This window comes from Undibacterium sp. Ren11W (assembly GCF_049340485.1).
In the GTDB taxonomy this organism is placed as follows: Bacteria; Pseudomonadota; Gammaproteobacteria; order Burkholderiales; family Burkholderiaceae_D; genus Undibacterium.
The window spans coordinates 410,038-420,834 of the sequence record NZ_JBMPPB010000003.1 but is presented as its reverse complement, the minus strand read 5'-3'; the positions used below and the strand labels follow the sequence as shown (position 1 = coordinate 420,834).

Annotated in this window: 11 protein-coding genes; 7 read left to right on the top strand and 4 right to left on the bottom strand. The window is 51.8% G+C overall.

The window, feature by feature from the left end:
* On the top strand, positions 1-189 hold a 189-nt coding region (locus tag ACO0K8_RS10640; protein WP_422946623.1), incomplete at its 5' end, for a hypothetical protein.
* A gap of 18 nt (positions 190-207) precedes the next feature.
* On the opposite strand, the gene creC is transcribed toward ACO0K8_RS10640, so the two are convergent.
* Positions 208-1,632 carry a two-component system sensor histidine kinase CreC gene (creC, locus tag ACO0K8_RS10635; protein ID WP_422946622.1) on the bottom strand — a complete coding sequence of 475 codons (1,425 nt, stop codon included), beginning with the start codon at positions 1,630-1,632 and terminating at the stop codon, positions 208-210.
* Complete coding sequence (creB, locus tag ACO0K8_RS10630; protein ID WP_422946621.1) at positions 1,629-2,348, bottom strand: two-component system response regulator CreB; 720 nt, start codon at positions 2,346-2,348, stop codon at positions 1,629-1,631. The genes creC and creB overlap by 4 nt, the downstream gene beginning before the upstream one ends.
* A gap of 347 nt (positions 2,349-2,695) precedes the next feature.
* On the opposite strand from creB, the gene ACO0K8_RS10625 reads away from it, so the two are divergent.
* Positions 2,696-3,868 (top strand): acyltransferase family protein, encoded by a 1,173-nt coding sequence (locus ACO0K8_RS10625; RefSeq protein WP_422946620.1) that lies wholly within the window; start codon positions 2,696-2,698, stop codon positions 3,866-3,868.
* Positions 3,869-4,050: 182 nt separating this feature from the next.
* Here the strand turns inward: ACO0K8_RS10625 and ACO0K8_RS10620 are convergent, their stop codons facing one another.
* Together ACO0K8_RS10620 and ACO0K8_RS10615 are read right to left on the bottom strand one after the other, a co-directional pair.
* Positions 4,051-5,631, bottom strand: coding sequence for an isocitrate lyase (locus ACO0K8_RS10620; protein ID WP_422946619.1), 1,581 nt, complete (start codon positions 5,629-5,631; stop codon positions 4,051-4,053).
* 426 nt (positions 5,632-6,057) lie between these two features.
* On the bottom strand, positions 6,058-7,020 hold the full coding sequence (locus tag ACO0K8_RS10615) for a helix-turn-helix transcriptional regulator (protein WP_422946618.1): 963 nt from the start codon (positions 7,018-7,020) through the stop codon (positions 6,058-6,060).
* A 147-nt stretch (positions 7,021-7,167) separates the two neighbouring features.
* Here ACO0K8_RS10615 and ACO0K8_RS10610 point away from each other — a divergent pair, with 147 nt between their 5' ends.
* From ACO0K8_RS10610 to ACO0K8_RS10590, 5 genes are all read left to right on the top strand, one after another.
* Positions 7,168-7,722, top strand: a complete 555-nt coding sequence (locus ACO0K8_RS10610) for a hypothetical protein (protein WP_422946617.1) — start codon at positions 7,168-7,170, stop codon at positions 7,720-7,722.
* Between the two features lie 184 nt (positions 7,723-7,906).
* Positions 7,907-8,248: a hypothetical protein gene (locus ACO0K8_RS10605; RefSeq protein WP_422946616.1), complete on the top strand. Its 342-nt coding sequence runs from the start codon at positions 7,907-7,909 to the stop codon at positions 8,246-8,248.
* 205 nt (positions 8,249-8,453) lie between these two features.
* The gene (locus ACO0K8_RS10600; protein ID WP_422946615.1) at positions 8,454-8,846 is read left to right on the top strand and encodes an MAPEG family protein; all 393 of its coding nucleotides are present in this window, start codon (positions 8,454-8,456) and stop codon (positions 8,844-8,846) included.
* A gap of 388 nt (positions 8,847-9,234) precedes the next feature.
* Complete coding sequence (locus ACO0K8_RS10595; protein ID WP_422946614.1) at positions 9,235-9,636, top strand: hypothetical protein; 402 nt, start codon at positions 9,235-9,237, stop codon at positions 9,634-9,636.
* Between the two features lie 5 nt (positions 9,637-9,641).
* On the top strand, positions 9,642-10,754 hold the full coding sequence (locus tag ACO0K8_RS10590) for a radical SAM protein (protein ID WP_422946613.1): 1,113 nt from the start codon (positions 9,642-9,644) through the stop codon (positions 10,752-10,754).
* The last annotated feature ends 43 nt before the right edge of the window (positions 10,755-10,797 follow it).

Here is a 10,797-nt window from a genome sequence, read left to right as displayed (position 1 = left end):
TTACAGCTCCACTTTGGCACATCGATGCCGTTGGGTTGTGAGAATCCTTCCTTTTTTCTCTCACTATTGCCCAATTACACTGCCGTTACTCTTTCATCCGGGTGGAAGGTGTTCATTCCATTTGCGGGCATGCCGGGCTGCAGACCGCATGGGATATGCGCGCCGGGCCAGGCCGTGTTGAAATTTTGAGCGCGGTGCCAGCGCGGCTTAAGGCAAGGGCAAACGCAGGCAGGCGCAAGCGCCGCCGTCGGTGCGGTTGCTGACGCTGACACTGCCGCCATGTAAAAGTGCGACCTCGCGTACCAGCGGCAGACCCAGGCCTGTGCTCTTGGCGGCATCCGGCCGTGCTAGCGAGTAGAAGCGCTCGAAAATGCGCTGCTGCGCATAGTCGGGGATGCCGGGGCCACGGTCGCTGATACTCAGCGCCAGTCCCTCGCTATCTTGCGTGGCACTGAGGCCTATGCAACTGCCATGCGGCGCAAAGGCGATCGCATTGTCGAGCAGATTCCCGAGTGCCTGACGCAGCAACAAGGCGTCGCCCTTGATGTCTACTAAATCCGGCGCTAACTCGATTTGCAGCTCCAGGGCTTTCTCTTGCAGACGCACGTTGGCATCGGCCTTGACCAGATTCAGCAAACTGTTCAAGTCTATGCTGTGTTGCTCCAGGCTTTGCTGCTGTTCGATTTTGATCAAGGCCAGCAGTTTGTCTATCAGCTGTTTCTGTCTTTGATTTTGCTCTATGATATTGTTCAGAAAATGCTGTCTGGCGGCCGCTGGCAAGTCTTCGCTCAGTAGTTCGGCCGAGCCTTGAATTGCGGCGATCGGGCTCTTTAGTTCGTGCGCCAGAGTATGCATGACTTGCTCTACGTATTGGCGGCCTTCTAGCTTAATGCGCATAGCTTCCAGCGCTTGCGCTAGTGCACCGATCTCGTTATTGCCCAACTCTGGCAAGCCTATTTTTTCATCGCGTGCTACCGCGTCGGCGTAGCGCTGCAGACGCCGCAGGGAGCTGCTCAGCCACAGTGAAAAACCAATACCGATGATGAGCGCAGCGAGCAGCAGCCAGCCGCTGCGGCGCAGTATTTTGGCCTGGCTACGCTCTATAAAGGGAATGATGGTGGCGATAGGTTTGGCCACTGTCAGTACGCCGATGATCTTGTCGTGATCCATAATCGGTGCCGCCACATGCATTACGGTGCTGTCTTCATTCGCCGGATCGGTACGGGTGCTGCGCGCGCCGTACTTGCCGCGTAGCGTCAGGTAGACATCGTTCCAGCGCGAATAATCTTTGCCTACGTCTTGATTATCGGTATCGAACACCACCATGCCACGCGCATCGGTGATGGTGATGCGATAGTCGAGGCTGGCTTTACGCACACCGCTGATTTTGACGTCGACGCTGCGTTGCGCATAGTTTTGCATACGGCCTACCAATGCTGCATGCGCGATATCACCACCTTTGACATCTTCTGCAACCAACTGCGCCAATAGCTGGGCGGTATCGACCAGGGTATCTTCTAAGGTGGCACGGACCCCGGGTTTGACTTCTCCGACAAACACATTGAGTACCAGCCAGGCCGCCAGTGCAAGTATCAAAAAATAGCTGAGCAGGATACGCAGGCCGATTTTCATAACGCTGCCAGGCTATATCCCATGCCGCGCTGGGTCAGAATAGGATCATCATCGGGCTGCAATAAGCGCAACTTGGCACGCAAGGATTTGATATGGGCGTCGACCGTACGTTCCAGCGTTTCGGGCGCATTGGTCCACACCATATCCATCAGTTGGGCGCGTGAAAATAATTGTCTTGGGCGCTCTATCAATACCTTCAACAGAGCGTATTCATAGCGCGTCAAGTTCAGCGATTGACCAAAATACAGTATGCGCGCCTCTTCACTGCGCAATTCAAAACGCGCTGCAGCGGTTGCCGTCGGCGCGCTGGCTGCTGCCGGCAGCTCGGTGACTGTCGCCGCCAAAGGCGGACGCCGCAAGACTGCACGGATGCGTGCCACTAATTCACGTGGCGAAAACGGTTTGCTGACATAATCGTCGGCACCGATCTCAAGGCCAACGATGCGATCGATCTCGTCGCTGCGCGCGGTCAAAAAAATCACTGGAATATTCGAGAACTGACGCAGGCGGCGGCATACTTCAAAGCCGCTGATATCGGGCAAACCAACATCGAGCACGATCAAGGCCGGTGCCAGAGCAGCCGGTTCACGTAGCAGATCTAATGCCTGCTGCCCCAGCGTCACATGATGCGGCAGCAAGCCATCGGTGGCCAGGGCGTAACACAGAGTATCGGCGATTGCCGTTTCGTCTTCGACAATAAGGATAGTGATGGACATAAAATTTGCGCGCTTAAAATTGCATCAGATCGCGCATGGTAGCAGACTTGGCATTGATTTATGCACCCTGCCACGGCGCATATTCCATGCGGTCCACAGGGCTATGTGCCTGAAGAAGCGCATGGAATATGCGTACTGGCAGGGTAGATAATTAGAGGGGGGCTTAGGCGAAACTGCGCCGCCAATGTTGCAGCCAGAATAGCGGACCATAGCGGACCGTAACGCGCTGGCGTGCTCAGAACGGCTGCCTGCTCTCATTGATCATCGCTAGCTAAACTTAAAAGGTTTGAACTTATCGGGCAGGCGCTAGTCCGATACGGCAAATCCACAGCACCCGCCACCTCACAATGAAAAATCCATCCTTAGTGCCGCGCTTGCACGGCCTCGATACCTTACGTAGTTGTGCGATTTTGCTGGTGTTGATGTATCACTACAAGGTGGTGGTGAGCCGCGCCGACACCTTTGGGATTTTTAGCCAAATAGGCTGGAGTGGGGTCGACTTGTTTTTTGTGCTGAGCGGTTATTTGATAGGGAATCAGATTTTTGCTAGCCTGCAACGTCAGGACTTCTCTCTTAAAAACTTTTATATACGGCGCTTTTTACGCACACTGCCGAGTTTTTATGTGGTGCTGGCACTTTACTTTCTGCTACCAGGCGTGATGGGTGGCAGCAACCCTCCTGAATTATGGCGCTTCTTGAGCTTCACCCAAAACCTCGGCTTGCACACTGGCACAGCGTTTTCGCATGCATGGTCTTTGTGCATAGAGGAACAGTTTTATCTGATCTTGCCAGCGCTCGCCTTACTGTTTGTGGCCGGCTCTCACTATTTAAAAAAATCGATGATCTATGCCTGGTTACTATTGCTCGGTTTGATCTGTGGCGCTATTGCGCTGCGCGCCTACCTTTGGCTAAACTATGTGCAAGATGCCGAATCTTTTTACGGGTATATTTATTACTCTTCACTCGCCCGCTTTGATGAGCTCTTACCCGGCGTCGCGCTGGCACTGATCAAAAATTACCACCGTCCTGTATGGTCCAGATTGCTGCAATGGGGTAATCAGTTCCTGGCCTTGGGCATATGCTGCGTGGCGCTGATGTTCTACCTATTCGCCAATTATCATTATGTAGAGCCGCAAGGCTATACCTACGCCATGACGACATGGGGCTACTCACTGATGGCGATCAGTTTTTCGCTGCTGGTGCTGGCGGCACTGAGCCCGACCTCCTTGTTATACAAATTTAAACTCCCTGCTTGCTCTTATTTAGCGCTGTGGTCGTATTCGATTTATCTGGTGCATAAGGCGGTATTTTTCATCCTGAGCGCGCCACTCAAACAAGCCGGTATCGGTCTGGAATCAGGTCTGGGTCTGAGCATCATGCTGCTCACTTCACTGCTGGCGGGCTATCTGCTGTATGTTCTGGTAGAGTCCCCGTTTATGCGCTTACGTGAACGCTATTTCAGTACTGCGACAAAACCTGCGGTGCCATCCTCGTCTTCTAATTCTTGTGCCTCGGTGTAGACAGGGCGGTGGCAAAAATCTGGGTATCGAGTGTCGGCTGGAGGAGCAGGGGAGTCTGCCAAATTGGAACAATTTTGCGCCAACCCTAAGACCGGATTCCAAAGCGCAGCAGGCGAGTATTCAGACGTAAAAAAAGCTCGCCTAGGCGAGCTTTTTGCATACATCAGTTATTAAATCAAATCTTAGAACTGGTTCATGGTGTTGTCTTTACCGGATGCTTTCAGAGCAGCTTCGCCACTGAAATAATCTTTGTGATCATCACCGATGTCCGAGCCGGACATGTTCTGATGTTTAACGCAAGCGATACCCTGACGGATTTCTTTGCGCTGAACGCCAGCCACATAACCCAACATACCTTGGTCACCGAAGTAGTCTTTTGCCAGATTGTCAGTTGACAAGGCAGCTGTATGGTAAGTAGGCAGAGTGATCAGGTGATGGAAAATGCCAGCTTCACGAGCTGCGTCAGCTTGGAAAGTACGAATTTTCTCATCGGCAGCGATCGCCAATTCAGACGCATCGTATTCAACACTCATCAAGGCAGCGCGATCGTAAGCAGAAACGTCTTTGCCTTCTTTTTTCATGCTGTCGAACATTTGCTGACGGAAGTTCAGCGTCCAATTGAATGACGGGCTGTTGTTGTAGACCAGCTTAGCATTTGGAATTACTTTACGGATTTCACTCACCATACCGCCGATTTGCGCGATATGTGGTTTTTCAGTTTCTATCCACAACAGATCGGCACCGTTTTGCAGGGAAGTGATGCAATCCAATACGCAACGCTCTTCGCCTGTACCAGAGCGGAACTGGAACAAATTGCTAGGCAGACGCTTAGGACGCAAGAGTTTGCCGTCGCGTTTGATGACAACGTCGCCATTGCTCATGGATTCTGTAGAAACTTCTTCAACATCGAGGAAGGAGTTGTACTTGTCGCCCAAATCGCCAGGTGTGTTGGTTACAGCGATTTGCTTGGTCAAGCCAGCACCCAGGGAGTCAGTACGAGCAACGATGATACCGTCGTCAACGCCCAATTCCAGGAAGGCGTAACGGATAGCGCGGATTTTGGCCAGAAAATCTTCGTGCGGAACAGTGACTTTACCGTCTTGATGACCACATTGCTTTTCATCAGAAACCTGGTTTTCGATCTGGATGCAGCATGCACCGGCTTCGATGAACTGTTTAGCCAACAGGTAAGTCGCTTCTGCATTACCGAAACCGGCATCGATATCGGCAATGATAGGCACGATGTGCGTAACATGATTGTCGATTTTTGCTTGGATCGCTTGCTTGGCAGCGCCTTCAGCAGCGTCGAGTTGGCGGAACAAACCACCGAGCTCACGTGCATCGGCTTGACGCAAGAAAGTGTAAAGCTCTTTGATCAGAGCAGAAACAGCAGTCTTTTCGTGCATGGATTGATCTGGCAAAGGGCCGAACTCGGAACGCAGAGCGGCAACCATCCAGCCAGACAGGTACAGGTAACGACGCTCGGTGCTATTGAAGTGTTTCTTGATAGAAATCATCTTCTGTTGACCGATAAAACCGTGCCAGCAACCCAGAGACTGTGTGTACTTGGAAGAGTCGGCATCGTAGGCTGCCATGTCATCGCGCATGATTTTGGCGGTGTACTTAGCAATGTCTAGACCAGTTTTGAATTTATTCTGGGCGCGCATACGTGCAGCGGACTCAGGATTAATCGCGTTCCAAGCACTACCTTCTTTGTCTTTCAGGCCAGCAATGGCTTTGATGTCGTCTTGATACAGTGACATAGGGTTCTCCTAAATATAAAGCATGATTGAGAAAATCGCATTGAGTGTCAGCGCTTCAACTTACTCTAGTGCGAAAAACGGTGAAAAAATCGAATCGAACTGCATGGAAGAATAATAGACGTTTTTTTGCGCCACAACAAGGTCTTATATAAGACATATAACTTAAATTTACATGTTTGTTTTCAATGGTTTACATATGTTTTTTTGCGATGTGAAATGTATTTTTAAAAAATTGGAGAGGTTTTTCTAAATTGTTCCGCAGTTGCATATCACAATGCGGAAGCTAATTTTTGCATTATGAAAAAAGTCGCCCATTTACCGGAGAAGTCAGCATGAATATTGACGTCAGGTATCCAGCGCGGGCTTGGGCCTGCCGGTCTATGCTAGAGGGGGTGGAAGTTTTGCCCCAGTTCTGGGGCAAAAAGGCTAGCTGCCGGTTTGCAGGCTAGTCAGTAAGTCGTTCAGGTGTTGCGCCAGCGCCACGCGTAGTTCTGGCGGCGCTAATATCGTGAAGGAAAACGGCAGACGCGCTAATTCTCTCGCCATCCAGCTCAGGTCATCGGCCTGGCCATGCAGGAGGGTGCCGTTGGCGTCCAGCTCTAAAATACCCAGGCTGCTGAAAATTTCCTGATGCGCACAGCTTAAGTCGGTATGCAGTAGCACCTTGATGCTGTAAGCGCGTGGCAGGCTAGCGATGGCCGTGTTCAGATACGCGATGGGGTCAAAGTCGACCGGCTTGCCAAAACTAGTTGGCAGTAGTTCCAGAGATTCTATCCTATCGAGTCTGAATGAACGCACCGCCAGACGTACATGGCAGTAAGCCAGTAAGTACCAACTAGCGTCAAAATACGTCAGAGCGTAGGACTCTATGGCGCGCTCACTGGTAATTTGTCGGGCCGAGCGATAGATTAGGCGCAGGCCTTGCTGCTTCTGAATGGCGATGCTGAGCACGCTCAAAATCCCAGGCTTGACCTGGTTCGCTGCGCTATTTGGACGGCTCTCCAAAGTAACCGTAGCTGCGACAGCCTGCATACTTAGGCGCACAGTTTCTGGCATGACGCGTTCCAGTTTTGACTGGGCGCTGGCGCTGGCAAGAGTAGCGCTATCCCATCCCAAACTGCGGGCGGCAATTAAACCTAGTGCCAGCGCTACCGTCTCATCATTGCTGAACATCATGGGCGGTAATTTAAAACCCTGCATCAGGCTATAGCCGCCGTCACGTCCACGTTGTGCTTGTATCGGTATCCCCAGAGTTTCTAAGCTCTGTATATACCGGCGTATGCTGCGCGGTTCTAGCTCGAGTCGGCGCGCCAGCTCTGCACCGCTGATACGGCCATGGCTTTGCAATAGCTCAAGTAGTGCAAGTATGCGGGTAGTCGGATTTGCCATGCCCTCATGATATACAAAATCCGTCGTTTCTCTATTTAATCAGGTCAAATTTTGTCCTAATAGAGTCGTATAGTGAGGTCCTAACTGACGGCATAGCAACAAATCGCTAGCTGCATACTCTCCTTTACTCTCTCTGCTAGCAAAATTATGACGACAAATAATACAGATAAAGAACTATCCCAGAGCTTGGCTACAACTGCTTCACTGATATCGCAGGGCGCGCAGGATTTCGATTTTTTGATGGGGCATTGGACGATTGAAAATAGAAAAATGCTGAAGCCGTTGACGGGTTCCGACCAATGGGAAAGCTTTATGGCGACCCAGCACGCGCAAAAACTGCCAGCCGGCATAGGCAATTTCGATGACTTTGTTCCTCTGGTCTGGCGGCCCGGTTTTATCGGCATGTCTTTGCGTATCTACAATCCGGAAACCGACATGTGGAGCATCTACTGGCTGAATAACAAAAATGGTGGTATCGATGCCAGTACTGGCATGCTGACCGCGCCAGTGGTGGGCCGGTTTGAGAATGGCGTCGGTAGCTTTCTAGGAGCAGATCAGTTTGACGGTAAAGCCATACTGGTGCGCTATACCTGGTCGGACATCAGCCCCAACAGCGCCCGCTGGCAACAGGCTTTCTCGTCCGACGAGGGGCTGACTTGGGAGACCAATTGGATCATGCAAATGAGTCGCGTGTTTCAATAGGCAAATGAAATTTTTTAGACCAGCCCAGACCGCACCGCACCGTTAAGCTTTGTGATCGACTGTTATTGCCGCCATCTTTCAAGCTTACTTACTTTTACAAAAACACCGTCAACCTGCCTGGCGTCTTATCCGTTAGCTAAGAATAAAGATCTGAATTTTCAGAGCGATAGAAACGGAGTAGGTAATGAAACTAATTTCCCAGTATGTAGCTGGCGTTGTATTGCTGACGCTAGTAAGTGGCTGCACGGTGGTGGCACCGCGACCGCTGTATCACGATCGCTATTATCAGAACGATGGCTACGTGCAAGTGGCACCACCGGCGCCGCAGATAGAAGTGATAGGCGTGCCACCGTATGCCGGGCATATCTGGCTAGGTGGCGCCTGGTACTGGGAGGGGGGACGCCATATCTGGCACCCGGGTCATTGGGAAGCGCCACGCCATGGTCACGTCTGGGTGCCACATAGTTGGGACCATGACGGGCATTCCTGGCGTTTTAGAGAAGGTTATTGGAATCGGCACCATTAACGCATAGCGCAAGCTACATGCGCCTTACAAGCCAATATGCTGCCAGCAGGCGCATGCTGATTGCGTATAGGCTTTTCATTTGCAACAAAACTCTGTTTAGCGCGTGAAGATTAGTGGGGCAGCTCGCTAGTGAGATAGTGCGAAATTCGCTTATGATCTGCCAGCAGCAAGTTCATTCACGTAGCTCTACATAACAGAGGATCAAATGACGATAGCAAATTGGTGTATTTTGGCGGCGTGTGCGTTGCCGGGTTTGACGGTGGGTTTAGCTAAGCTCGCTTCTGTCAAGCTGGCGGCGAATGGCGGCCGCTATGACAATAACAATCCACGCAAATGGGCTGAGGGCTTAAGCGGCTGGCAGCAAAGAGCTAATGCGGCTCAGAATAATGGTTTTGAAGCGCTGCCCATGTTTATTGCAGCGGTGCTGGTGGCGCAACAGGCGCATGCAGCACAAGCCAGCATCGACAATTTGGCGATGATTTTTGTGGCGCTACGGGTACTGTATGTGGCCGCCTATCTGATGAATATTGGCATTTTGCGTACCTTGATCTGGAGTGGCGCAGTTGCCAGTTGCGTGGCCTTATTTATGCTGGCCTAGGCGCTTGCCAGACTGAATCCAAGGGAAATTAAAATCCTAAATACAAAAGTCTTGCTCGTTGCAGAGTACTCAGAGTCTCGTTAAAAAAATCGACTCTGCACCCGCGACGAGGATTTTCATTCTTGCCTATACGCTTAACAGCTTAATTGCCTTGTCCCCACCGCTCCCTGGCATCGCTGCCATCGTCAGCCCATTTCTCCGGTGATCGTGGCACTGTCTGGATCTGTCATGTCTTAATGTTTCTATGCATAAATAACAACAAAACTATGGGAAGTAAACTCCGCATTTAATTAATTTATTGGCATTATATTTTTCTTATCCTAAATTGGTTTCGCTAGCATGCCTTGTGCTGCGGCTCAATTTTCAATTTTTCTAGATGAGGTATGTGATGACTAATCAAAAAATGCGGGGTTCTGAAAAATTACTCAGCGCCTGGAAAACCCGCAGCCTAAGCGAAGAATCTGTACGCGAAATAGCCAAGGCACTCGACGAATCGCCGGCTCAGGTTGTGGCTGCCAGAGTGATAGGTGGGAATAATGCAACGGGCGTGCAATTGTCGCTCAGTTACTCGGGGGATGATGTGCCACGCTGCGGTAACGATATTTTATTCTGGTTCAAGTGGCATCATATTCATGGTGGCGAAATGCGGCCCCCCCGTATCATTATCGACGGCACCCCGTTTCCTGATCTGGTGCGTATGGAGTTAGATTTTGGTGTGGTCAGAGCTGGCCCGCGTGAAGAGTTTAATTTGCCCGGGCAACTCAATCGTGAATTTGGTTTGGGTGGCTAAAACCTGTGACCGATTCAACGACTGACGCAACGACTGACTCAACGACTGACTCAGCGACTGACTTCATTGCCGGCAGTTGTAATAGCCCGACCGGCGTCGCACCGGTGCTGCAATTGCATCCTACGCGCTTGTGTAATCTGGCGTGTGCGCATTGCTACACCTCGTCCGGACCTGGTGTTAGCGAGCGGCTCGATATTTCCGTGCTGCTCGCTTGCCTGCGCGACGCAGCGCAACTAGGCTACCGCCAGCTTGCGGTGTCGGGCGGTGAGCCACTCTTGTATCCTGATCTTGCCGAGTTATTGGTGCAGGCGCGCGCACTGGGCATGTTGACCAGCATTACTACCAATGGCATGCTGGCCACTGCCGCCCGTTGGCCAGCCATAGGCGCCTTGCTTGATGTTGTTGCCGTCTCTATCGATGGAACTGCGCAGGAGCATGATGCGATCCGCGGTCAGCACGGTGCCTTTGCCAAGACCCTGAATAATCTGGCGGTAATCCGCGCCTCCGGTGTGCCCTTTGGTTTTATCTTTACCCTGACGCAATACAATGTCGATAGCCTCGAATTTATAGTGAAATTGGCGGCTGAGCAGGGCGCGCGTAGCGTACAGGTACATCCCTTGACCTTATCCGGACGCGCTATCGAGCACTTGGCCGATGCCAGACCCGATGCGCAAGAACTGTTTGTCGGTTTGGCTGAGGCCGCCCGGCTAGGGCAAGAACTCGGAGTCGCGGTTCATGTGGACGCGCTGAGCTGGCAACAGGTGCAGTCGTATCGCAGTCATCTGGTGCCTTCACGTCCGGTGACGCGTCTGACGGCGATCGCGCCAGTGCTGGTAGTGCAAGCCGATGGCATGGTGCTGCCGCTGACGCATGATGTCAGCCAGCAATTTTGGCTGGGCAATTTGCATCAGACATCCTTGTCTTCTTTGGCGCAAAACTGGTTGCATAGCGGCGTAGCAGATAGGTTGGCGCTGGCCTGCGAACAAAGCTGGAATCAGTTAAGCACTCTGTCGCGCCAGCAAAGCGCAGCAGTGTATTGGTATGACGTGGTGGCAGCCAGTAGTCGTCAGTTGCAGCATCCGTCAAAGGCTAGTTCGCGCGCCCGACACACCGCCTGAATCTAGGTTTATTGCTTCGCCGTTAAACATCCCGCATAACGCC

Coding starts and splice junctions, on each gene's coding strand:
- creC (WP_422946622.1), bottom strand. CDS start 1,632: ATGAAAATCGGCCTGCGTATCCTGCTCAGCTATTTTTTGATACTTGCA.
- ACO0K8_RS10610 (WP_422946617.1), top strand. CDS start 7,168: ATGACGACAAATAATACAGATAAAGAACTATCCCAGAGCTTGGCTACA.
- ACO0K8_RS10605 (WP_422946616.1), top strand. CDS start 7,907: ATGAAACTAATTTCCCAGTATGTAGCTGGCGTTGTATTGCTGACGCTA.
- ACO0K8_RS10625 (WP_422946620.1), top strand. CDS start 2,696: ATGAAAAATCCATCCTTAGTGCCGCGCTTGCACGGCCTCGATACCTTA.
- ACO0K8_RS10595 (WP_422946614.1), top strand. CDS start 9,235: ATGACTAATCAAAAAATGCGGGGTTCTGAAAAATTACTCAGCGCCTGG.
- ACO0K8_RS10620 (WP_422946619.1), bottom strand. CDS start 5,631: ATGTCACTGTATCAAGACGACATCAAAGCCATTGCTGGCCTGAAAGAC.
- creB (WP_422946621.1), bottom strand. CDS start 2,348: ATGTCCATCACTATCCTTATTGTCGAAGACGAAACGGCAATCGCCGAT.
- ACO0K8_RS10615 (WP_422946618.1), bottom strand. CDS start 7,020: ATGGCAAATCCGACTACCCGCATACTTGCACTACTTGAGCTATTGCAA.
- ACO0K8_RS10600 (WP_422946615.1), top strand. CDS start 8,454: ATGACGATAGCAAATTGGTGTATTTTGGCGGCGTGTGCGTTGCCGGGT.